The sequence below is a fragment of the Tunturiibacter gelidiferens genome (genome assembly GCF_051013345.1).
GTDB classification, from domain to species: Bacteria; Acidobacteriota; Terriglobia; order Terriglobales; family Acidobacteriaceae; genus Edaphobacter; species Edaphobacter gelidiferens_A.
Map to the genome: position 1 here is coordinate 6,463,541 of NZ_CP132939.1, position 23,167 is coordinate 6,486,707.

Genomic DNA, 23,167 nt, shown 5'->3' on the forward strand with positions numbered 1-23,167 from the left:
CCTTAAAATTGCCCCAGATTCGTGGAACGGGGAGTGAAGGTAACTCCAAATCCAAACGTCTGAGAGGTGCCGTTCAGAACGTTTGCTGCTGAAGGCCCGCTCAATTGGTCTTGAGATTGATTTTGAGCGGTATAGCTGGCATAACCGGAGAAGTGTGTGCTGAGACGGCGGGTGACCTGCGCACCGCCATAGACCGTGGAGTAGTTGCCAGTCGCAGAGAACAGAGAATTTGCGGGCGTGAACGTTGCCAGGCTCGAAGTCCGGGTGTACGCGCCAGAGAGAGAGACGACCCAGTCTCGACCGTAGGCACGACTGGCGGAGCCAACGACTCCATTGGAGAATGCACCCGGCACAACGCCCGAACCCTGCGTTGCACCCCGCGAGTAACTCGCAGAGAAGTGGATAGTGTTCCGGTAGAGATAGGAGAGTCCACCGCTCACTGCTACGTCGGTTGAATTGGGAATGAGAGCACTATTGGAGCTGGAGATCCACTGAGGACCAACCGTAGCGTTGACACTGAGGGATCTGCTCAAGACTCGCTGATAAGATATGTTAATTCCGCGGGTTTGAAAGCTCGGCAGGTCTAGGTTCGAGCTGTTGCCAGTGAAGTAGTACGACGAATAAACCGCACTGACGCTTACCGAGCTTAAGGCATCAAGCCGGTGGTTCAAAGAGACCACCCCTGTTACATCTGCGCTATCCAGGTTTTCGCCGTCAGCAGAGGAACCAAGATAGTGCAACACACTCCACGAACCAGAGCCGCTGATGGAAGTCGTTCGGGCTAGCTGCCGCTCGACACTTCCGGACACTGAATTTCCGATACGCTCGCCGGTAGTCGTTAGGATGCCGCCGCTCGGACCGGCGGTGGGCCCCTGAACTGGAACCGCGCCCAGATCTCCCACTCCTGGAATTCCTGATAGACCTGTCGTGGGCGACTGCGGAAGGAAGCTGAACGAGTCGGAGATATTGAATATCCAGTGACGAGTCACATACCCCTGTGACGCCGCGATGTTCCAGAAGCTGGTGGTTCCTTGTCCACCTTGGTTCCCAAGGATGACACCCCCGGCAAAGAGCACACTGAACGGTCGGACCGTACTCCGCGAGGTGTAAGCAGCATTTCCGGAGAGATCGGTTGCGTAAGAGGTCTCCCCAGACCCGTAGTATCCGTACTGAATAACCTCCGATGCGCTGAGAGCGTAGTGAAAGACTCCATCGAGATTGGGCAGGTTTGGACCTAAGGCGGAGGCCATCGACGACTCTGCGGTCGGCAAGGCCTGGCCCTGGGCGATGGAGACGACCATCGACAGCAACAAGGCCAGAATCAGTGTTTGAATCTTCATACCTTCCTTCATGGGACGACGATCGTGTCTCCGGGAAGAAGCGAGACCCCGCATTTTCGCCCTTGAGCGCTTGCTTGTAGTTGAACGGGATCTTCTGCTGTTTGCCGCCGACCGTTCGAAGGATGTAAATGCGCTTCGAGTTCGCAAACTGCGTCAGACCGCCGCCGGTGACAATCGCCTGCAGCGGGGTCATTCCCGGAGACATGGCGACGGGACCGACCTTACCCACCTCGCCTACAAGAAAGATTCGCTGACTGTTGACTCCAAGAACCACTACCGTGACGACGGGATCCTGGATGTACTTTTTGAGTCGCTGGCTGATATCGGTCGACAGAGCGGTCGGCGTCATTCCCGCCGCCGGGATATCTCCCACCAACACCATGGAGATCATTCCGTCTGGTCGCACCGGGATCGTACCGGAGAGCGTAGGCTCCTTCCAGACGGTTATCTGCAAGGAATCTTCCGGTCCGATAACGTAACGAGTTGCATCCATCGGACCTGCATAGCTCGCACTCGCCGTTGGGGGAGCCTTCGGCGTGTCGGGAGCGGGGTCTGTTGACTTGCTGGCGCCGCGTTCGGTGCTGCGCCTGTTGTGGCCGCAGGGTCTGGCGTGACTTGTGCTGCGAGTGGCCTGGCCGCGACTGGTAATAGCAGCAGCATGGTGCCCATGGAACAAAACCGCTTCATCAAATTGCCCTCAACCTTCACCTTGCGCGTTTGCGTGGATTGACTCCTTTATTCTGACGCATCCCCTTGCGCGCGAGAGTACTTCGCCTCGAAATCCATTTAGAAGATCACGCCCGAGGATACTCTCTGTCACCCCATCGCCTCAGGATCGGAGTGAAGATCCCGAATGTTCTATCGGCGAAATATGACGTTTCTTGCAACGCGAGGGCCAAAACTCACCATTTGTCCTTTTTTTCCCAAGAAAACCGAAAAATATAAGTATTCTTTCGAAAACTACCGCGCTGCCCTCCCTGTGGTATGCAGATTATCAGTGCCAGTGTGAAAACTTTTTCCCATAGGAGGTATCTTTGCTACCACTTTTGTGTCGATAGACTCTTAGCCGGCGAAGGCACCGGGTTTCAGGAAGAGGCAAGTGAATTGCTTACAGGGATCAGGTGAAGTATAACGTCATACGAGCGATACCGGGGACAACTCACACCATGCCCTACGCAGTGGACTTAAACGCAAAGGAGGCCAACCCGGGGCTGCCGCTTACCTCTCCTGCCGGCGCCCCCGCCCGGCTTGGCTGGCTTCCCTACGCTTCGATTGCCCTGCTGGTCGTCGTTCTGTACTACCGCGTCGCTATCAAACTGGTATACGACTGGTCCACCATTCCGGATTACTCTCATGGCTTTCTGGTTCCCGTTTTCGCAGCCTTTTTAATCTGGGATAAGAGGAAGGTGCTCCAGGCAACCCCGATCCGCCAGAGCTGGTTTGGAGTTCCTCTGATCGTCTTCTCGATCGCCGTGCTAATCCTGGGTGTGTATGGCGTCGAACTGTTTACGTCGCGTATGTCCTTTCTATTCCTGATGACCGGCCTGATCTGGACCTTCTTCGGCTGGGCGATGTTACGTGCGCTTCGTTTCCCCTGCTTGTGCTTGTCCTGGCAATTCCCTTTCCCGCCATCCTCTTCAACCAGATCACCTTCCCGCTGCAGTTGTTGGCCTCGCGGATCGCCAGTGACATTCTTCCGCTGCTTGGGGTGCCGACGCTCCACGAAGGCAACGTGATCGAGTTGCCGGTGATGAAGCTGGAGGTCGCCGAGGCCTGCAGCGGCATCCGCTCGCTGATGAGCCTGTTCACGCTCGCGGTCTTCTATGGCTATTTTCTGGAGCGGACCAACCGGCGGCGCGTCCTTCTGGCCCTTGCAAGCATTCCCATCGCCGTCGCGGCCAATGTTGCGCGCATTGTAGGCACCGGCCTATGCGTCCAGTATTGGGACCCGCAGAAAGCGTTGGGATTCTTCCACGAGTTCTCCGGGTGGGTCATGTTCGTGATCTCTCTCGCCTGCCTCTACCTGGTTCATCGGGCCATGCAGTTGATCTCCCCCGTAAAGGCACAAACCACATGAGATCCCCACGCTTCTGGCTTGTGATCGTTCTGCTCGCCTCGACGGTCTTTATTCTCCAAAGCCGAGGCGACGCGGACCGCATACCCATCAGCCAGCCGCTCAGTCAGATGCCAGAACACTTCGGTGGCTGGACCGCGCAGGATGTTCCGCTTACCGACGACACCCTTGCTGTTCTAGGCAAAGGCGACTTCCTGAATCGGATCTATACGGGCCAGCCAGCGGCAACCACTAGCTCGACGACCAAACTCGCCCCCGTCAGCCTCTTTATTGGCTACTTTGCCAGCCAACGCACGGGCCAGACCATGCACTCTCCGCAAAACTGCCTGCCGGGCGCGGGTTGGACCTTCGACTCGCAGAGATACACTGGCCTGCAGGACATTAACGGCAAGCAGTATAAGGTTGGCGAATACGTTATCAGCAACGGAGACGTCAAACAGTTTGTTATTTATTGGTATCAGGCGCATGGCCGCAGCATCCCCAACGAGTACAGGGCCAAGCTCTACATGGTCGCCGATGCCATTCGCATGAACCGCACCGATGGAGCCCTGGTTCGGGTCATCACTCAGGTTCTGCCGTCGGAGTCGTTAGACAGCGCCAGGGAACGGGCTACGCAATTCACCCAGCTGATGGCGCCAAATCTGCCCCGGTTTATTCCCGACTGAGAACCGGCAGACCGAACTTTCACCTAAGTTGTATATCGCAGAGCCACGTCGGGCCCCGACAGTATCAATTACAGTGCGAGAATGACAAGATCGTTTGAAGAACAGTTGAGGAAATGCGCGATGCGAACCACCCTCTCCCAGGCAGCCCGTCAAATCGCAACAGTGCTGGCAGTCTCGCTTGCCATTGGACTCACCGCGGGCTGTCATCGCGATCCCAACAAGCAGAAGTTGCGCTATCTCGAAAGCGGCAAACGCTATGCCGACCAGGGCAAGCTGAAGGAAGCGACGATTCAGTTCGCCAACGCCCTCAAGGTGGACCGCAACTACGCCGATGCTCACTACCAGCTCTCTAAGGTCTTCCTGAAACAAGGATCGGTTATGCCCGCGTATGGTGAGCTGATGCGCACGGTCGATCTGCAGCCTGGCAACCTGCAGGCGCGCATTGATCTGGGCAACATCCTGCTGGCCGGCAAACAGATCGATCGCGCCACCGCACAGGCCACCGCTGTCCTCGCCATCGACAACAATAACGCCGACGCTCATGCTCTGCTCTCCAGCATCGCCGCAGCCAAGGGGATCGCATCGAGGCACTGGCGCAGATTCAACAGGCTCTCGCGGCCGACCCGAATAGGGCCGCATTCCATGCTTCGCTCGGCCTGTTGCAGAGCAACGATCCAGCCACCGCCGCCGCGGGGAAGACCAGCTACGTAAAGCTGTTTCGCTGGACGGGAAGAATGTAACAGCGCGTGTGGTCCTTGCCTCGCTTCTGCAGAAGAAGGGAGATCTTCAGGGTGCAGAGGATCAGATGAAGGCAGCCGTCGCGGCCGACCCGAAGAGCGTGATGGCGCGCGCCAGCCTCGCGGATCTCTACATGCATCAAAAGGACACTGCCAAGGCTGAGCAGACTCTTCACCAGGCGTCGGAGGATCTTTCGGACTCCGAGAGTGGTGCAGGCATGCTTGCTACCTACTACATCCGCACCAACCAGCTTCCCCAGGGCGAGACCGCCTACGCGGACCTTGTCTCCAAACATCCAAAGAGTGCGGCGCTCAAGATCGCTTATCTGCGACTCTTGATTCTGAACAAGGATCTGCCCAAAGCGAGGACCGTTGGAGCGGAGTTAGCCAAAACCGACAGCAATATTCCGGAGGTTGCCGTTCTCAACGGCATGCTGCTGCTCAACGATGGCAAGACCGCCGATGCCTTCGCCACGCTGCAAAAGGCCGCCAAGGCCAATCCTGACAATCTGGTTGTGAAACTCTGGTTCGGCCGGGCAGCCCGCGCGAAAGGCGACATGGCCGTTGCGCAGCAGAGCTTCCGCGATGCCGCAAAACTCAGTCCCGGAAGCTTGGAGGCGCAGGCTGGCCTTGCAGAAGTCTCGATCGATACCCACGACTTCAGCACGCTCCATCAGGTAGCCGATACGGCCATCTCTATCAACCCACAGATTGCCGGACCCTACATCTGGCGCGGCATCGCCGAAGGCAGCCAGAAGGAGTACGACAAGGCAGATGCGGACTTCCATCAGGCCATCAAGCTGGATCCGAAGGGCCCCACCGGCTACCTGGAACTTGCGCAGCTTCGCCTCTTCCAACAGAAGATTCCCGAAGCCAAGACCTTGCTCGAACAATCGCTCGAGCTGAACCCCAACTCCTCCCGCGCTCTGCGTCTGCTTGCCTCCGCTCTCATGTTTGAGAAGGAGCCGGCTAAGGCGATCAGCCGGGTGCAGGACCAGATCACGAAGTCTCCGCAGAACGCCGACATGTACAACCTGCTGGCTGAGTTGCAATTGAGCACTGGCGACGCCAAAGATGCGCTCACCTCGTCAGAAAAAGCGATGCAGCTGAACCCGAATGACAATTCGGCGGTCATCACCTACACCCGGGCCGAAGTTACAGCTGGCGATCCCGCCAAGGCCGTGGCCAAATGGCAACAGTGGACCACGGATCATCCCACCGATGCTCAGGGATTGACCATGCTGGGTACCATGCAGGAGTCGCAGGGCGATCGAAACGGAGCCATGGCCAGCTACAAGAAGGCTCTGGCCGTCCAGCCTGAACAACCCATTGCGGCCAATAATCTCGCGTACCTGATGGTGGACACCGGACAAAACCTCGACGTTGCCCTCTCTCTGGCTCAGGTAGCACGGCGCGCCCTGCCATCTTCGCCTAATACAGCGGACACTCTGGCTTGGATCTACTATCAAAAGGGCAACTTCGCTTCTGCGCGCGATCTACTTGAGGATGCCGTCAAGACGGCTCCTAACAGTGCGTCCATTCACTATCATCTGGGCATGACGTACACCAAGCTGTCCAACACAGCCGATGCGATGATTCACTTGAAGAAAGCGGTTGCTCTGGCGCCGAACACCCAGACCGCAAAGGACGCCGACAAGGAACTCGCTCTGCTCGGCTAGCCGTCCTTGCGAGGCTTCAATACTGGATCGGCTCCGAACGGCTTATGGGAATTACTCTCCCCGGATCAGACTAGCGTAGACACTGGTGATCTGGCCCATCATGGCCTCGGTCGTGAACTTCTCGGCGGCCAGCCTCTTTCCCTCTGCTCCCATCTGCTTCGCCTTTGCGGCATCGGAAAGCAGACTGATGATCGCAGACGCCAAAGCATCAGAGTCCTCGGGAGGAACGATGATTCCGCTCACGCCATCCTGAACTGCCTCTGCGTTACCGCCTACGTCGGTGGCAACCACGGGAAGGGCCGCAGCCATTGCCTCGACGATCGCATTCGAAAATCCTTCGCTCCGTGATGGCAACACGAAGACCTCGGCTGCGGAGAGGTAATCTCGGAGATCGGCCACGCCTCCAACGAAGTGAAAGCGGCCGGACAGTTTCAGTTCGCTGACCAGTGCCTGCAATTCCGCAAAATACTCCGGCTCCAGAACATCGCCGGCGATACGGAACGACGTGTGGGGAAACTTTTCTGCGACAGAGGCGGCGGCCCGTATAAAAACATCGTGCCCTTTTACCCGGCGAATATTGCCGACCGTCGCCACGATAGTCTCTCCAGCGCGTTTTACTGATCTTGAGTCCATGTTCCAGTCTGCCAGATCAAGCCCGTTGTAGACCGTCTGCACGCGCGACGGATCGATGCCGTCCACCTCAATACAATGCCGACGCACTTGTTCGGAGACGGCAAATACCTTATCTGGAGCTCCTGCCATCAGGCGGTAGGCTGCATGATGCTTGCCGGTTCGAAGGATGCCCATATCTCTTCGACTCCAGATGAGCTTTGCACTGGACATCGCTTTCGTTACGAATCCTGCCCAGATGTCCGAGCTCTCAAAGAAAGTCTGAACGATCCGGACTCGCTGCTCCTTGAGAAACTTCCTCAGCTCAAGACTGCCTCGCATTGCCGTCAGATCGTAGGTTCGCCGCAAAGGCAACAGGTACACAGAGCATGGCGGCGACTGAAGGCCAGCGCTTGCCGGATCGGCTGAAAACGTCAGGATCGAGACCCGGTATCCATACTGTGGAAGGAGAGCGGCGAGCCTGAGTACTATGCGTTCTCCGCCGCCAAGTGTCTTAGGAAACTGATCGAGCACGAGCAGCACGTGAGGCAATTCGGAATACGCCGCGTCCCTGCCGCTCGATTCCTCCAGATGTAGCGCCCTAATCATACTCATTCAGGAATCTTCCGAGCAGCATGTAAGGAACAAAGAACAGCACACTCAACGCACCCTCAGATTACCTGTAGGCGAGAAAGGGATTGGGACTGATCGTTGCATTCGAAGCGGCCGCCTCCGTCACCGGTGCGGCCTCAGTGAATTCAATGGCGCGCAGCGTAGTTCCGACTAGCAGCCACAGCGGCGAGGTAATTTCAATATACGTCCATCGATCGCCAAAGCAGTTCGCTACGAGACAGGCACAGATCGCCAGGAAGAGCCCAAGCCCCAGACCGCGATAAAGAGGGTCTACCGCAATTTTGAAGAGGCGATAGGCCGCCGCAAGCATCTGCTGAAGCATTGCAAGCACAATCAGCATTCCGACGACGCCGGTCTCCACCAGCACCTTGATATACCAGTTATGCGTGTCCCTCAGGTTGTCGACGTGGGCTGTCAGTTGATAGGTGGCGAAGCCTGCCCCGAAGATCGGGTCGGCTGCGATGGCATCCTCAGCATCCTGCCACAATCTCACGCGCTCGTTGGCCGAAGACTCAAGGTGGCCATTCGAGTTCTCAGTCATGTTGACTCTTTCACGAACGGCAGTCGGAACGATGGCCTGCCAGGTCACTAAAAAGAGGGCAGCGACTACAAGGAGTTTCCTATCCTTCAAGAACCCGAGAACAATGACCGAAAAGATGATCGCAAGATACGAGCCGCGCGAAAAAGTGTACATGTCCGTAAAGATAGTCAGAGCGACTATTCCGTAAGAGATCATCTGCAGTTTCTTCCTTTTTAGAAACTGTGCAAAGCCCCAGAAGAACATCGAAAATTGAGCGAGGTACGCGGCAGTCTGATTTGATCCGAAGCCCAGGGGACCGCCCCCGCGCTTGTTTTCATCGAAGTTGGACCAACTTCTGGACATGCTGTCCATCAAACAGCTTCGGTCAATGGCGACTACCGAAAATGCGGTGAGAAAAATTATGATCCTCACCGACTTTCTGTCTTCAACAACGAGACCTGCCGCGAGAAAGACTAGAGGAATCAGCATGTAGTCTTTCCACGTAACGAAGTTGACGTCCTGCAGCCAGATCGGTGGTGGCGCATTTCCCATCGCTACGCCGAGCCACATAGAGAGATAGAGATAGATCGCAAAGATCAGCCAGATCAGGTAGAGTTTTCCCTTTCCCTTGGGTAGACGTTTCCCTTTTGTCAGGGCCCCCACAATCACAGCGATTACCAATATGGTAAGCATATTGCCGCCAAGTGGATAGTCCAGGAAGTGATCGCGCATGGTGCGATAGGGCAGGAACGGAATCATGTAATAAAGCCCGTAGAGAGGCCTTTTGAGCAACGACACGATGATCATGACGCAGAAGCCCAGATAAGCGACCAACGGAATGTAATGTCCAATTCCTGTTCCCAACATGCAGTCTCACGTCATCGATCTATAAAGAACTAACCCGGCGACTGATAGATCGACTCCCTAATCTCCTAATTCCAAACTTCCTTCCGCCCTACGATGAAATTGTAGAACGCGAGTGCGGCGGCAGTATTAAGCATTACGAAAGTACTGGCGATCGCGATTGGTCTAAATTTTGTGGCCGATGGAATAAGCATTCCAAACGCGGCTGAGATATAAAACACGATCTGGATCCAGAAGATTGCCGCATACAAGGGTCCCTTGGCCAACGCCGAGGACACGAGCATCAAAACCATCAAAAAAGGAACGAGCAGCCGCAGAAGCTTGTGGCTGACGAAGCGGAAGAGCAGAGGATTCGACGGCGAAATCAGCCACGGAGCAATCCGAAGTAGCTGGTAGTTCCCTGTCAACGTACGAACCTTGCGCGAAAACTCCTTTCCTTTCTTATTGAAGATCCGGTCTCTCGCAATCGCAGAAGGCTGAAAGACGATCCGCTTCCCCCTCCGCGCCACATTCATTGGTACAAAGACGTCATCAAGAATCGTCCCAGGGGGATCTCCGTGTACAGTTCGCGCCGGAGTGCGTAGATCGCTCCTGTAACCCCCACGACGGAGCCTGACGCAGACTCGAGCTTGCGCACCGTTTTCTCGATCTTCCAATAGATTCCGAGCCCCTCTTCGCTGGCAGCACCAGAAGGTGTTTCGAGCAAAAGCTCACCACTCACCGCGCCAATCGTCGGATCGTCAAAGCATGCGACCAACTCCGAGACGGCGTCTTCCTCGACAGTCTGGCGCGCGTCTAAAAATACCAGGATTTCGCCTTGCGCCAGCCTCACGGCCTCGTTCAAGGAGGCAGCTTTGCCGCTGGATCGCTCGAGGATGACCGGCAAGACGTCGGACGCGTGCTCCTGCAGAATTTCGGCTGTGCGGTCCGTAGACCCGTCTGAGACGATGACGATCTGAAGCCGGTCTCGCGGGAAGGTCAACCGACGAAGATTCTCCAGCTTGGCTGGCAGATTAGCCTCTTCGTTACGCGCTGCCATGATGATGGAGACGCGCGGAGCAGCGGAGAGAGTTTCGGGAATACGACGTTTGCGGAGACGGACACAAAACCAAAGCCAGATCGCATAGCCGAGATACGCGTAGACCGTCAGCGCGAAGCAGCACCAGAAGATCAGTTTTGTCATACTCTCTACTTCCGGAAAGCGTGGAACTGTCTCGGGAGTACGCTAAGGCTAACAAACGGCGCAGATTCGGACTCAAGAAGTCTCATTGGCTGATCCGAGAACTCAACGGCTACATACATTGACAAACCGAAAGATGTGATGACTCACAGGTCTACGATACGCTGCTATCTTCATACCAGACAACAATTTGATTTACACCGAAGTGGTATTGGCGGACTCGCTCGAATCGCGTAAAAAGCCTTTAGGGTTGCCCGCAAAGTTCACACTGGGCTTTCTGGTGAACGATAGTCTCATTCGGCCAGATCGCATGGCCGAACTCCCGAGAGGAACACATCTTGCTGATATAAACTGGTCGTCGAAAGTCATCGACGGCCGTAACGTAGCCGATATTCAATGAGGCGACGACTTTCGGGGCTCTGAGTTCATCAGCATCACGAAGTTCCTCTGCTTTCAAGCCACACGTCCATTCTGGAGCCTTACCTTGCCGCAGTTGCGTGTACGACACATTGCTCGGAACGTACTGTTCAATTGGCTGGGAACACTCGCCAATATGGCAGTCGGATTCTTTTTTGCGCCATTTATTCTGCATCGCCTCGGAGACGCCGCCTACGGAGTATGGGTGCTGGCAATCTCGGTCGTAGGCTATCTGGGCCTGATGGACCTGGGCCTGCAAAGTTCTGTGTTGAGGTTCGTCTCAAAGGGCCACACGACCGGAGACCATCAGGGGTCATCTGAAGCAATCTCAGCAGCGCTCTGGGTGCGATTACAGATAGGCGCAGTCTGCCTGGTGCTGAGTTTCGGCCTCGCTGTCATCTTCCCGTTGTGGTTCAAAGTTCCCCCGCACTAGCTAGCGATGCTCGCAAGGCCATTCTGTTGATTGGGCTAACTACCGTCATTGGGATGACATTCGGTGTCGCTTCCGCTGTTCTTTCTGCGCTCAATCGTTACGATCTCCAAAATTATGTCGGTCTCACGCAGACTGCGATCCGAGTTCTGGGAGTTGTCTACGCACTACGCACCGGGCACGGGATTATCTCCATTGCTTTCTGCGAGCTGATCGCGATTATCGTCAGCAGCGCCCTTCTGCTGTTTACCGCGCACCGTCTCTACCCTGAGTTGAGAGTGAAGCTGCAAAAACCGAAGAAGGAGACCCTGCGGAAGCTCTGGGTCTACAGCTCTTACGCCTTTCTGACGACCATTGCGGTCCAGTTGGTCTATCAGGCGGACAACCTGGTTGTCGGTGCCTTTGTCTCCGCGACTGCGGTCACGTACTATGCCATCGGCAACTCCCTGTGCCGCTACGCCAGTCAGATCGTAGGCTCGATCGGAGGATCCTTCGTTCCGGCAGCGAGCACCTATGAAGCGGCTGGCGACACGGCCGGACTGCTTGCGCTCTTCAGGAACGGGACGCGAGCGACGATCATGGTCTCCCTGCCGATACTCATCACCCTTGTCGTTCGCGGTCGCACCTTCATCGGGCTTTGGATGGGACCGCAATACGCGCAGAGCTCCGGAACGGTTCTGATCATTCTTTGCACCGCGCTTTTCTTCTCTTTCGCGAACAGAACCGCAGCATCGATTGCTTACGGAGTAGAAAAACATAAAGCATCGGCTCTCTGGGCCATCTCGGAGGGAGTCACAAACCTGGTGCTGAGCGTCGTCCTGGTTCGTTGGTACGGCATCTATGGCGTAGCTCTCGGAACCATGATTCCTAGCTTGATCGTTCATGTGGTCTTCTGGCCGCGCTACATCTCAAAGCTGGTCGGACTCAGCGCTTTTGAGGTCATATGGAATGTCTGGGCTCCCATGTTTCTTGCGGGAGTACCCTTCGTCATCGCCTCTTATGCTATGGCAGCCTTCCCGGTCCATAACTTGACCATCTTTTTCATCCAGGTTCTAGCTACGTTGCCGATCTACTTTCTCGCTGTAGCCTTTATCTTCCGAGGCTATGTTCGTCAGCAGGTCGTGCCGCGAATACGTTCTGTGTTGTTTACGAGCGCGCACTGATCCTTTTGGAACCGGTTGGAGACACGCCAGCTCGCCAATGCGGGCGATAGGCGCGACAACTTCCGTCATTCGGACTTAGACAGCCTCCTATGCCGGGCAGTCATGATCGTGTTTACGAGACCATATTGCAGCAGGTAATTCCGTACCATCTCTTTGTGAAACATTCCGTAAGCCTTCGTTGAGCGAAAGTACGTCTTCGGTTTGCCTGCAGCAACCGCGGTGATGACGGCGGCTCTTCGATAGGACGCCAAGTCGGCTAAAGTCACTCTCACACCGGAGTCGCGAATAGCTTTCCGCCTCAGATCCATCGCATTTTCCGGAGAGAAGCCGATGAAGAGGAGATCCGCATTCAGCTCCGCCATGGCATCGAAGTAGGTGTGGTACTTCGAGTTGGCCTGTCCCATCGTACTTGCGGAGTGCTGCCTGTACTTAAGAAGTATCTCTGGCAGATTCGCCAGCTCCGAGATTAAACTGACGCGAAACCATAGATCGTGATCCTCAAAAGGCTTCAGATCCCGATAGTTTCCAGCTTTCAAAATGATGCTGCGTCGAAACATCACGGTCGGATGGCAAATAGGATTAAGCCACCGCACCAGCCAGCGAAGGTCTGCGTCCTGTGTCGAATAGGGTGTGAGATGTGGGCGTATCGCACCCTTCGAATCTATAAATTCGACCTCGGTACCTAAAACTCCCGCTTCAGGATGTTGTTGCATAAAGGCAACTTGCATCCCGAGGCGACGTGGATACATGACGTCATCTGCATCGATCCTGGCACACAGCTCCGTCTTCGCCTCGAGAACGAGTCGTGCCAGAGAAGGACCAAGCTTCAGCGGTTCCCCCGAGATGATTCGTCCGGGGAGCCGTGACGGAATCCAGCGATGTAGCTCCTCAAGTGTCCCATCGGTCGAACCGTTGTCCCAGACAAGAATCTCCCAATTTTTATAATCCTGACGCTCCATGGATTCCAGGGTATCCGGCAGGAACGGCATGCCGTTCAGAACTGGCATCAGCAGAGTGACGAGTGGTTCGCTCATGAAAGTTCCGATCTAAAACGAATGGAGTTATGCGACGAGGTTCTTTCGGTCATCAGTCAGCTCGGAAGAAAGTCACGATAGATTTGGGCCACATTGGCTGTAAACACTTGAGAGTTGTAGGTGCGCCTGCAATGTTCGCGTGCCGCATCTCCAACTTTCTTCGCCAATTCAGGATGCTCGATGCATTTGAGGATTGCCTTGGCCAACTCGTCGCTCTTCTCATGCCCGTGGAGATATCCCGTGACACCATCATTTATCACCTCAGGAATTCCATCAACGCTGGTTGCGATGACGGTCTTGCCTAAAGCCATCGCCTCGAGGATTGAGAGCGGCAGACCCTCTCTGTGAGTGCAAAGCACAAAGAGATCCAGCGCCGAAACAATACGCGGCACATCCGATCGAAAGCCTGTAAAGATAAACCGATCGGCGATACCCAAGTCAACCAGACGCTGATTCACATGTTGATAATGCTCTCGATTCATCTCCACTGCAGAGTTGTCCCCGACCACCAGGAACTGTACGTCAGGCCGGCGAGCAAGAACCGCAGCCGCTGCAGCAGCCAAGGTGTCATAGTCCTTCTGTGGATTCACCCTGGCTATCATTCCCACCAGGGTCGCGCCGTCAGCCACACCTAATTCCCTGCGGAGAGCTTTGCTGACAGATGCCTCTTGTGGTTCGGTAATATCCACTGCGTCATAAAGGACTCGCGCCTTCGCATCGGGAATCTTCAGCGCGAACTGCCGTCTTGAGTCCTGCGAAACAAAAACATATCCTGCGACTCCGAGAAAGCCGAGCCGATCGCGCAGGCTCATCTCCGGATATCTCGATCGCACATGGGTAATCATCGGCACTCGAGCCAGAAAGCCGGCGAGACTGTTGTGGTACGTCGCCTTCGTCTCCGAACAATGGGCCAGATTTACTCCAAGCCGCCTCATCTCTCGCGCCACAGCCAGAGACTGTTGGAAGTAACGAAGTGCATGCCGAACGCTTGGCTCCGGCGGAATGTACGACACCACTACCACTCCCGCTATTTCACAGGCTTCCTTCAACTTTAGCGCGGCTGGCTTACAAAACGCCACGTGACGAAACTGATCCCGCGTCGCCCCTATGAGTCGGAGAGTCGCAATCTCGACTCCTCCGATGCCGTCCCATGGGAGAAAATGAGCGATTGTTGGCTTTTCAGCCCCAACCACATTGGAATCTGCGCCTCGCATGTATCCTCATCTCCAATCCTACGAGGATGGCCACAAAAGATACATCGATATCTCGGCAATCTCGTATCAATCGCTGGTACTTTTGGGGAGTGTGGGGACGCCGGGGCCATTGATACAGCCAAGGTGATTGCACTCGTTGTCCGAACTCCACAAAATATTCGGGGTTCCGTGGGTTCTGCCGTAGAACTGTGACAAATTGGGTCACCTCTCCGCAATCTCACCGAAGATCAACCAGTAATAATTACGCGAGAAGATCGTTTGCCTCGTAAGGATAAAGGGCTGATAAGATCGCTGTACCGTACGGCAAATAGATAGCTAAGCCCACTTTTCAGGGCATTGACGATGAATAAATTCTCTGAAGATATCGCACGTTACCGATCCATGGGCCATAGCGGGAAACAGCTTTGGCTGAACCCGGCGATCTGGGCGATCACGATCTATCGGTTTGGTAATTGGCTCTACTCTGCGAACCCCTTCGTCCTGATTCGGATTCCCCTGAAGATCGTCTACTTCTTCGCCTACATGTTCTCCGAGGTCGTCATGGAGATGTGTCTCGATCCTCAGGCTACGATCGGCGGCGGCCTCTATATCGCCCACATCGGTGGCGTTCACATCAACCCGCAGGCGGTCATCGGGAGCAACTGCGACATCGCTCATCGCGTCACCATCGGGGCCTCGGCAATGGGCCGCAAAGGCGCGCCGGTCCTTGGCGACCGGGTCTACATCGGCACGGGCGCGACGCTGGTGGGAAAGATCAAGGTAGGCAATGGCGCGAAGATCGCAGCCAACACGCTCGTCATGAGTAATATTCCAGACGGTGCGACGGTCATGGGTGTACCCGGTCGCATCATCATGCGAGCGCCAAAGGCTGTCGAATCCCCGCATCCCCGGTAGCGGAGACCACAGATGCAAAATGAAACAGAGCGACAGGAACTACGCCGCGCTATCAAGGAGGCCGCGGCGGCGCAGGATGCAGCAACCGCGGTAGGTGTTGCGCGAAAGCTTCTCGCTACGTCCAGCAAACCCGCCGACGTTATGTTCTGCGCCTCGGCGTTTACAGGCCTCGCCAAGCCTCTTACGAGTCAACTGCAAGCCAGACGACTCAAAACTCACATCGTCCGGTCCGTAACGATCGAGCCAATCCTTCCCTTCCTGACGACCGAAGCGGTGCTGTCAAACTATGTTCTCGATCTGAACGTCGGTGGCTACGGCTCCTACGTCGATGAGTTGCTGAATCCTCAAAGCGCCCTCGCCAGGTTCAAGCCCGACCTCCTCTTCATCCTGTTGGATCTCGAAGACATCGCGGGCAGTCTGCCAGACCTGTGTGCCGGTGGCGTCGGCGACGCAGTTGAAGCGGAGGTCGAAGAATCAGTCACGCGGGTGGCACAGCTGCTGAGAAACTTTCGCTCCGGCAGCTCGGCGCGCATCCTCTTTCAAGGCTGTGTTGTTCCCGACCAATCTTCACTTGGGGATGTCGGAGAGGCGAACCTGCCCCACAGTTTGACCAACGCGGTCTACCAGCTGAACCAAAGGCTCGCCGCCTTGTGCCGCACGATCTCGGACTGCGTCTTCTTCGATGTGGATCATCTTGCAGCCCGTCACGGACGTGCAAACTGGCGCGACGCTCGAATGTTTTTGGCATCTCGTCTTCCCGTATCCTCGGCCTCCTTCGGAGCATATTCGCGCGGCCTGGTTCGCTCGTTCTCCCCCTCTTCCGCGCTCCCCGCAAGGTCCTATGTACGGACCTCGATAACACTCTGTGGGGTGGAGTTCTGGGAGAAGAAGGACCGGAGGGAATCGCAACAGGAAGCGCTTTCCCCGGCAACTGCTACCTCGAGTATCAGAGGTATCTCAAGCAACTATCGGCTCGCGGTATCCTGCTCGCCATCGTCTCAAAGAACAACGACGCAGATGTTCGCGAGGCATTTCAAATCCGCGCCGCCGACCTCGGACTAACCCTGGACAACTTCGTTGCAACGAAGATCAGCTGGAACGAAAAGGCGACCTCTATTCGTGAACTCGCGGAAGAGCTCTCCCTCGGTCTTGACTCCTTCGTCTTCGTCGATGACAACCCAGTCGAGTGCGAAGCTATCCGCCAACAACTACCGGAAGTAGCGGTCATCGCTGCGCCAATTGATGAACCCTGGAAGCTGCTTGAGCTTCTCTCGTCGCAGCCATTCTTCGACGCCGCTGTCATAACTGACGACGACGTCAATCGCCTGAACGAGTACAAAGCGCAGGCTCAACGTGCAGAGCTCGCCAGTACAGCGGGCAATCGCGATGAGTTTCTCGCCTCCCTCGAGATCGTCTGCACCTTCCTCAGCGCTTTGGACGCCCCCTCGCACGTTCGGTTCAGCTCCTGGCCAAGACAAACCAGTTCAATCTCACCACGCGACGCCACTCAGCCGCAGAGGTAGAAGAGTTCGCCTCCGCAGCAGCAGGCCAGGCAATCGCCGTTCGCGTACGCGATCGTTTCGGCGACGCAGGCGTTGTAGGGCTCGCGCTCGCACGCACAGAAGGTGATACCTGCTCCATCGATTCCCTGCTGCTATCGTGTCGAGTGATCGGGCGCGGCATCGAAACCGCGCTCTTGGCGCACCTTGGAGCGAACGCCATCAGAGCAGGGGCCACACGTCTGGTAGGAGAATTCATTCCGACGAAGAAAAACGCTCCCTGCGCAGACTTTTATCTCGATCACGGCTTTGTCAAAGATGTCCCATCGAAAGATGGATCGCCTGACTCCACCTCTTATCAACTTGATCTGACCACTGCAGCTCTCGAAAGCCCCAAGTGGCTAACCCTGGAAGGAAATGAATCGAATGAGTTCTCAGCAAGTGCCGTCGTCGCTTCGTGACATTCTCGCGGACGTCCTGGAAATTTCGCCCGAAGAGGTCACCCCTGAGCTTGGTGTCGGCACCATCGACAACTGGGACTCCTTCCGTCATCTGCAAGCGATCCTCGCCATCGAAGGCGAGTACGGCGTTCAGTTCGACCCCTCCCGCATCGCGGAGCTGACCACAGTCTCGCTGATCCAGGCAGAGCTGGTCGCCAAGGGAGCGACACTTTGAACGCTGAGGATCTCGGCTTCAAACTCCGCCACGTAGGAGTAGCGGTTCCCAAACTTGGGCCAACCACGGACGCGCTCGAAGCTCTGTTCGGTTACAAGGTCGTTTCGGGCCCATTCGACGACCCGATCCAGAAGGTCAGCGTGAACTTCCTCGCCACGTCCGACAGCGACGTAGCCGAGATCGAGCTCATAGCGCCTCTCAGCGAAGATTCTCCCATCACTCCGATGCTTGCCAAGGGCGGCGGCGCGGCCTACCACCTCTGCTTCGAGACCAGCGACATCGAGCAGGCTGTGGCTCACGCAAAAAATAATGGCTGCATCATCGTCAGCCCACCAGTCCCCGCCGTCGCCTTCAGCGGCCGCAGAATCGCCTGGATCTACACCCGCTCCCGTCAACTCTTCGAACTCGTCGAAGCTTCAGTCTAGCCAACGTAATCTATGTATGATTCAGCCAATGCTTCCCAATCTCTTTGAGAGAAAATCATTGCTCGTTGAATCGAGACAAATCCGGTGACCAAGCCGCCCGACAGACTCTACCTTCTCTATCACGAACTGCGGCCCAGCCGAAGCGAGTACTCCTACGTCGTCGAGACAGAGCAGTTTGAGAAGCACGTCAATCTTTTTCTCGAACTTCGAAAACGGCAGCCGCCCGGCTTCTATCCCGAGATCACCTTCGACGACGGGCACATCTCAAACTTCGAGTTCGCTTTGCCTATCCTGCAATCGCGCGCCATCGAAGCATGGTTCTTCATTACGACAGGCTGGACAGGCCAAAGGCCAGGCTACATGGGATGGCAGGAGTTGCGCGAACTGCAGCGAGCAGGCCAACACATCGGCGCACACGGATGGTCTCACGCACTTCTCACACATTGCGACCCGTCACAGTTACATAAAGAGCTGGTCGAAACGCGACTCACTCTCGAAGACAAGCTCGGAGGGCCCGTCACCGCGATGTCACTGCCCGGCGGAAGGTCGAATCAACGCGTTCTCGAAGCTTGTCGCGAGGCTGGATACACTAAGGTTTTCACCTCAATCCCAAAAGCAGAACCACAGCCAGCGGGAATGACCATAGGCCGTCTGAACATCCGCGGTGACATGACGCTGGAGTGGATTGCAAAACTCTTCGAACCGGAGAGCGGCGTTTTGACCAGCCTCAAACGACAACACAACATCAAGGCTACCGCAAAGACTCTGCTGGGCGACCGACTCTACGAAAAACTTTGGGCTCTCCTCAATCGACAAGAGCCGGATACCAACAACGGAGAAGCTGCTACTCATGAAGATCCTGCACATCATTAGTAGCGGAGGAATGTACGGCGCAGAGGCCGTGATCTTGAACATGTCGCGCACTCTCAATGAGAGTACGCATTCGAGCATTCTCGGCGTCTTTTCGAACTCAGCAAACCCGAATCTTCAGCTTCACAAAATCGCTACCGCCCAGGGCATCGAATCGCATCTGATCTCCTGCACTGGGCAGATCGACCGCACCGTGTCGACGAGCATTCGAGACCTTGCCGCCCGCAGCAACGCGGATATCGTCCATGCCCACGGCTACAAGGCCGACATCTACTCCTACTTCGCCTTACGCCAATCCGTCGTTCCGCGGGTCTCCACCTGCCACACCTGGTACGACAACGATCTCACAGTCTCCCTGTACGGTATGGCGGACCGCTTCGTGCTCCGGAGCTACGCGGCGGTAGTTGCAGTGTCCGAAGAGGTGAGACAGCGACTGCTTAAGGCGGGAGTCTGCAGAGAGAAGATTCATATCATCCGAAATGGCATCGACCTCCGCCCCTTTGACAAAGCACCTCCTTCTCTCCGAAGTATCTCTTCGCTGGATCAGCCTCCCATCGTCGGACTAGTTGGCAGACTAGCCACGGAAAAGGGTGTAGACATCTTTCTTCGAGCGGCAGCGCGTGTCCTCGTGGAGCTTCCATCAACCAAGTTCGTCGTAGTCGGCGAGGGACCGGATCGCGAACAACTTGAATTGCTCATCGACGAGTTACAAATTAGTAGTAGCGTCTCCATGCTCGGACGTCGAGACGACATGCCCTCCGTCTACGCCTCGCTCGACATCATGGTCTCCGCGTCACGACAGGAGGGTCTGCCGATTGCCATTCTTGAGGGCATGGCAAGCGGCCTGCCAATCATTGCAACCGCGGTAGGCGCCGTGCCGACTCTAGTTTTCGATGGGCGCACGGGAGTGCTCATTGCCGCGGAAAACGTCGAAATCCTGGCGTCGGAGATCATAAAACTTCTGCCCAACCAAACGCGTCGACAGAGCCTCGGGAGCGCGGCAAAAAACTTATTGAAAAAGAGTTTTCAGCCCAGCGGATGACAGCGGACTATCTCCGCGTCTACGAACAAGCGATCGCAAGCAAGAAGCAGACCGCGCCTACTCCCTCAGTTTCCTCCGCCGCCCCCAAGGAAAGACCAAGTGAGCGAAGGTACCCGGCGACCAACCGTTTTCATGATGGATCTCTGGGCCACTGTGCCCTATTACACGGCATATCTGTCGAGGGCGCTCCTGAAGAAACGCATCAATCTCATGGTCGGCTCTATCTCCTATTATCTCGACCGCGGCTGCTTTTCAAATCGAGGAGTCAAGGTCGACCGGGACTCATGGACGTAGTCGGCAAGTTCCGATTGCCGCGACTCCCACGCAGAGTTCTGAAGCTCCTTGAATCACTCCTCAATCTCGCTGCGCTATCGGTGCGCTTCCTCGTCTCCCGTCCAGACATCGTTCACATACAGTTTCTCCCGATGGTGACCGCGCGCCTCCCGCTTGATCTCTGGTTCGTTCAGTTCTGCCGCCGACGCGGCTCTAAGATCGTGTTAACGGTCCACGATCTTCTCCCCACAACACGGGCGAGAGTCACAAGCAGATCTTCCTCGATCTCTATCAAATGGTCGACCGCATCATTTGTCACTCAGAGAGCATCCGAGACAGGCTTGCGGTTGAGTTCTTAGTAAAAGGAGAAAAAGTCGCGGTCATCCCTCATGGTCCGTTTTTCTATGACCTTCCTCCCACTGCCGAACAAACATTGCAGAGCTTCGAACTCGATCCGCGAGAGATGTTCGTGCTATGGCAAGGCATCATCTCTCCCTACAAAGGAATCGATCTCCTTCTCGAGGCTTGGCACAAGGTTGAAGCAACCGTAGAGGATGTCCATCTGCTGATCGTAGGCACAGGACCAACAGATCTACTTGATCAGATTCGCGAACAAATTCGCAGCCTGAAACTCCAGCGTGTCCAGCTTCACCCACGTTTCATCTCCACGGAAGAGCTCGTAGCCCTTTATCGAGCCGCAGACATCGTCGTCTATCCGTATCGCGCGATTACGACCAGCGGAGCGCTCGCAACCGGACTGGCCTTAGGCAAAACTATCGTTGCCAGCGATCTCCCCGTCTTTCGCGAACTGCTCACCGACCGCGAAAATGCATTATTCTTCAACCCCCAAGAACCAGTCGAACTGGCTAACGCGCTCATTGAGCTCCTAAAAAATGCTCTTCTACGAGAACGACTTGCAGAAAATGTGCGGAAAATGAGCTTTGGCGATGAATCCTGGTTGTCAATTGCGAGTCAAACAATTGAGTGTTACAAATTCGTTGATCCTGTCGAGCTATGGTATAAAAATTAAGTAATCTCTTTTTGAAGCGTTCGTCGCTGTAAGTCGTCGCTCTTTCTATCTGCCGGTTCTGATGTGTTAGGAGATCGCTCTCTCAAGAGCAATCTTTCTCAGGCGGGCAAGACCGATTCGACATAGAGCTTATAAATTCGCATCCTCCCTGTTCACCACCACCATGCGCTGCGCTGGACTCGGTTCGTTGGCCTCAAGACCTGCCACGGACATAACGACGCCTGCCTCGTCGAGCGTTAAGTCCTGCATACAACGAACGTGGGATAGTGCTACCGGCCTGAATAGCATGTACTGCACTAATAAGTTACTTTAGTAATTAATCCTTGATTGTCCAAGCTCTGTTTTTTGTGTCATTTGCGAACTCGCTGCATGCAAACCAAGCTGGACATGCAGACGAGAGACTTTGCCTCGCGATAGGACGAAGTGGGCCCCGGGTTTCTTTTAGAGGGTAACTGTAGTAACCATTTCAAAACAAAATATTCATCCGGATGTCCGGGCTCCGATTTACTTTCGGCTCAGGCAGCGTGATTTGACTAACCAATTTCCTCTTTATACGGAGCATATTTTGCGAAAAGTATTCAGAACCCTCGTAACCATCACTCTCGCACTTATCTTCTTCTGTCTGGAGTCGACCTCCCCGTCACAGACAGCGAACGCCGCCACTGCGCTTGCCATCAGCACCACGTCACTGCCTCAGGCAACAGTGGGGGATACCTATAGCACCTTGCTCAAGGCCAGCGGCGGCACGGGGCGCTACAATTGGAAGGTCGTCGCAGGCGCTCATCCCTCAGGGTTCGCTCTAGACGCCGGCCAGGGCCGGTTTTACGGCAAACCCGTGAAGAGCGGATCGTATCCGCTTACCTTCTCTGTGACGGACTCCTCCAAACCAGCCCAGACCAAGACCGTCAACCTCACCGTTGTTATCGCAACATCCAACTCCTCGCCGTCGTCACTCTCGATCACCTCAGCGACGCTAGCCGCGGGCACCGACGGCACTGCGTACTCCTCGCAGTTGAAGGCCAGTGGCGGCACTCCCGCCTACACCTGGTCGATCACCTCCGGCAAACTGCCCGCAGGACTCACCCTGGCTGCGACTACCGGCATGATCTCCGGCACCCCAACCGTCGCCGGCACCTCCAACTTCACCGCAACCGTTACCGACAACAGCAAACCAGATCAGAGCAAGTCCGCTGCGACCTCCATCGCCGTTGCCACGGAAGCACCGCAGCAGAGCGGCCCTGGCACGACCTGGTATATCCGCCCCGACGGCGGATCGCGTTACTCCGCAAAGGCTACAACAGGCCAGTGCGATGGCAAGGCCGATGTAGCGTACTCCGGCAGCGGCACCAACCAGCACTGCGCCTTCAAGGATCCCCGCTATCTCTGGGATGACCAGAGCTACGGCAACAACGCCTGGGTCATCGCCGGCGGCGACACTGTCATCCTTCGCGGCGGCCCATGGCGCATCGGCTTCGACAAGGCTCCCGGCAGCTGCAGCGGCGCAGGCTGCGGCGCAGGCTACACCTGGTGCTTCGGAGGCGGCGGCAACTACGGCTGCTACAACCCCCGATCCCGGCAGGAACGGCCAGCCAGCACACCCGTATCCTGGGCGAGAACTACGCCTCCTGCAACAGTGGCGGAGTTACCAATCGCTCGCAGCTCACGCAGATCTTCGGCGGATTCGGCGTCACCGAAGCCCTCAACCTCACCGGCGCGAAGTACGTCGACGTAGAGTGCCTCGAAGTAACCCGACACTCGCAGTGCATCGCCTTCGGAAGCCCCGCCGTTCCTGCCGGCTGCGTCAGTGGCTCGGCAGACGACTACGACTCCGACGGCATCCACACCGACAACACCACCCACGATCTGCTCATGCAGGATCTTTGGATCCACGGCCACATCG

General features: G+C 56.0%; 21 protein-coding genes and 3 pseudogenes. 16 read left to right on the forward strand and 8 right to left on the reverse strand.

The window, feature by feature from the left end; translation table 11 throughout:
- Nucleotides 1-2: 2 nt before the first annotated feature.
- The gene (locus tag RBB80_RS32765; protein ID WP_433970120.1) at nucleotides 3-1,340 is read right to left on the reverse strand and encodes a hypothetical protein; all 1,338 of its coding nucleotides are present in this window, start codon (nucleotides 1,338-1,340) and stop codon (nucleotides 3-5) included.
- Nucleotides 1,341-1,668: 328 nt separating this feature from the next.
- Nucleotides 1,669-1,833 (reverse strand): annotated as a pseudogene (locus RBB80_RS32770) (polysaccharide biosynthesis/export family protein); the annotation flags it as partial.
- A 673-nt stretch (nucleotides 1,834-2,506) separates the two neighbouring features.
- Here RBB80_RS32770 and RBB80_RS32775 point away from each other — a divergent pair.
- The 5 genes and pseudogenes from RBB80_RS32775 (at nucleotide 2,507) to RBB80_RS32795 (ending at nucleotide 6,495) form a co-directional block, all read left to right on the forward strand.
- Nucleotides 2,507-3,417: pseudogene (locus RBB80_RS32775) on the forward strand (exosortase/archaeosortase family protein).
- Nucleotides 3,414-4,079: an exosortase C-terminal domain/associated protein EpsI gene (locus RBB80_RS32780; RefSeq protein WP_433966252.1), complete on the forward strand. Its 666-nt coding sequence runs from the start codon at nucleotides 3,414-3,416 to the stop codon at nucleotides 4,077-4,079. Before RBB80_RS32775 ends, RBB80_RS32780 begins: the two are co-directional and overlap by 4 nt.
- A 120-nt stretch (nucleotides 4,080-4,199) precedes the next feature.
- Nucleotides 4,200-4,790, forward strand: a complete 591-nt coding sequence (locus RBB80_RS32785) for a tetratricopeptide repeat protein (protein ID WP_433966253.1) — start codon at nucleotides 4,200-4,202, stop codon at nucleotides 4,788-4,790.
- Nucleotides 4,791-4,800: 10 nt separating this feature from the next.
- Nucleotides 4,801-4,854 (forward strand): annotated as a pseudogene (locus tag RBB80_RS32790) (hypothetical protein); the annotation flags it as partial.
- A 30-nt stretch (nucleotides 4,855-4,884) separates the two neighbouring features.
- Nucleotides 4,885-6,495 (forward strand): tetratricopeptide repeat protein, encoded by a 1,611-nt coding sequence (locus tag RBB80_RS32795; RefSeq protein WP_433966254.1) that lies wholly within the window; start codon nucleotides 4,885-4,887, stop codon nucleotides 6,493-6,495.
- Nucleotides 6,496-6,546: 51 nt separating this feature from the next.
- On the opposite strand, the gene RBB80_RS32800 is transcribed toward RBB80_RS32795, so the two are convergent.
- The 4 genes from RBB80_RS32800 to RBB80_RS32815 all read right to left on the reverse strand — a co-directional run bounded on the left by RBB80_RS32800 (nucleotide 6,547) and on the right by RBB80_RS32815 (nucleotide 10,304).
- Entirely contained in the window at nucleotides 6,547-7,719 is a 1,173-nt protein-coding gene (locus RBB80_RS32800; protein ID WP_433966255.1) for a glycosyltransferase family 4 protein, read from the reverse strand.
- 61 nt (nucleotides 7,720-7,780) lie between these two features.
- The gene (locus RBB80_RS32805) at nucleotides 7,781-9,124 is read right to left on the reverse strand and encodes an O-antigen ligase family protein (protein ID WP_433966256.1); all 1,344 of its coding nucleotides are present in this window, start codon (nucleotides 9,122-9,124) and stop codon (nucleotides 7,781-7,783) included.
- Between the two features lie 65 nt (nucleotides 9,125-9,189).
- Nucleotides 9,190-9,636, reverse strand: coding sequence for a hypothetical protein (locus RBB80_RS32810; protein WP_433966257.1), 447 nt, complete (start codon nucleotides 9,634-9,636; stop codon nucleotides 9,190-9,192).
- Nucleotides 9,633-10,304: a glycosyltransferase gene (locus RBB80_RS32815; protein ID WP_433966258.1), complete on the reverse strand. Its 672-nt coding sequence runs from the start codon at nucleotides 10,302-10,304 to the stop codon at nucleotides 9,633-9,635. Before RBB80_RS32815 ends, RBB80_RS32810 begins: the two co-directional genes overlap by 4 nt.
- 481 nt (nucleotides 10,305-10,785) lie before the next feature.
- On the opposite strand from RBB80_RS32815, the gene RBB80_RS32820 reads away from it, so the two are divergent.
- Nucleotides 10,786-11,151, forward strand: coding sequence for a hypothetical protein (locus tag RBB80_RS32820; RefSeq protein WP_433966259.1), 366 nt, complete (start codon nucleotides 10,786-10,788; stop codon nucleotides 11,149-11,151).
- Entirely contained in the window at nucleotides 11,127-12,311 is a 1,185-nt protein-coding gene (locus tag RBB80_RS32825) for an oligosaccharide flippase family protein (RefSeq protein ID WP_433966260.1), read from the forward strand. Before RBB80_RS32820 ends, RBB80_RS32825 begins: the two co-directional genes overlap by 25 nt.
- 65 nt (nucleotides 12,312-12,376) lie before the next feature.
- Here RBB80_RS32825 and RBB80_RS32830 read toward each other — a convergent pair whose 3' ends face one another.
- Together RBB80_RS32830 and RBB80_RS32835 are read right to left on the reverse strand one after the other, a co-directional pair.
- Complete coding sequence (locus RBB80_RS32830; RefSeq protein WP_433966261.1) at nucleotides 12,377-13,345, reverse strand: glycosyltransferase; 969 nt, start codon at nucleotides 13,343-13,345, stop codon at nucleotides 12,377-12,379.
- Nucleotides 13,346-13,401: 56 nt separating this feature from the next.
- Nucleotides 13,402-14,559 (reverse strand): glycosyltransferase, encoded by a 1,158-nt coding sequence (locus RBB80_RS32835; protein ID WP_433966262.1) that lies wholly within the window; start codon nucleotides 14,557-14,559, stop codon nucleotides 13,402-13,404.
- Between the two features lie 342 nt (nucleotides 14,560-14,901).
- On the opposite strand from RBB80_RS32835, the gene RBB80_RS32840 reads away from it, so the two are divergent.
- The 9 genes from RBB80_RS32840 to RBB80_RS32880 all read left to right on the forward strand — a co-directional run bounded on the left by RBB80_RS32840 (nucleotide 14,902) and on the right by RBB80_RS32880 (nucleotide 22,999).
- Nucleotides 14,902-15,453 carry a serine O-acetyltransferase gene (locus RBB80_RS32840; RefSeq protein WP_433966263.1) on the forward strand — a complete coding sequence of 184 codons (552 nt, stop codon included), beginning with the start codon at nucleotides 14,902-14,904 and terminating at the stop codon, nucleotides 15,451-15,453.
- A 650-nt stretch (nucleotides 15,454-16,103) separates the two neighbouring features.
- Entirely contained in the window at nucleotides 16,104-16,976 is an 873-nt protein-coding gene (locus RBB80_RS32845) for an HAD-IIIC family phosphatase (RefSeq protein ID WP_433966264.1), read from the forward strand.
- A gap of 402 nt (nucleotides 16,977-17,378) precedes the next feature.
- Entirely contained in the window at nucleotides 17,379-17,627 is a 249-nt protein-coding gene (locus tag RBB80_RS32850) for an acyl carrier protein (RefSeq protein WP_183789654.1), read from the forward strand.
- The gene (locus RBB80_RS32855; RefSeq protein ID WP_433966265.1) at nucleotides 17,624-18,052 is read left to right on the forward strand and encodes a VOC family protein; all 429 of its coding nucleotides are present in this window, start codon (nucleotides 17,624-17,626) and stop codon (nucleotides 18,050-18,052) included. The genes RBB80_RS32850 and RBB80_RS32855 overlap by 4 nt, the downstream gene beginning before the upstream one ends.
- An 84-nt stretch (nucleotides 18,053-18,136) precedes the next feature.
- On the forward strand, nucleotides 18,137-18,925 hold the full coding sequence (locus RBB80_RS32860; protein WP_433966266.1) for a polysaccharide deacetylase family protein: 789 nt from the start codon (nucleotides 18,137-18,139) through the stop codon (nucleotides 18,923-18,925).
- Nucleotides 18,903-19,964: a glycosyltransferase family 4 protein gene (locus RBB80_RS32865; protein WP_433966267.1), complete on the forward strand. Its 1,062-nt coding sequence runs from the start codon at nucleotides 18,903-18,905 to the stop codon at nucleotides 19,962-19,964. Before RBB80_RS32860 ends, RBB80_RS32865 begins: the two co-directional genes overlap by 23 nt.
- A gap of 99 nt (nucleotides 19,965-20,063) precedes the next feature.
- Nucleotides 20,064-20,258 carry a hypothetical protein gene (locus RBB80_RS32870; RefSeq protein ID WP_433966268.1) on the forward strand — a complete coding sequence of 65 codons (195 nt, stop codon included), beginning with the start codon at nucleotides 20,064-20,066 and terminating at the stop codon, nucleotides 20,256-20,258.
- A 274-nt stretch (nucleotides 20,259-20,532) separates the two neighbouring features.
- Nucleotides 20,533-21,267, forward strand: coding sequence for a glycosyltransferase family 4 protein (locus tag RBB80_RS32875; protein ID WP_433966269.1), 735 nt, complete (start codon nucleotides 20,533-20,535; stop codon nucleotides 21,265-21,267).
- A 565-nt stretch (nucleotides 21,268-21,832) separates the two neighbouring features.
- Complete coding sequence (locus RBB80_RS32880; protein WP_433966270.1) at nucleotides 21,833-22,999, forward strand: Ig domain-containing protein; 1,167 nt, start codon at nucleotides 21,833-21,835, stop codon at nucleotides 22,997-22,999.
- The last annotated feature ends 168 nt before the right edge of the window (nucleotides 23,000-23,167 follow it).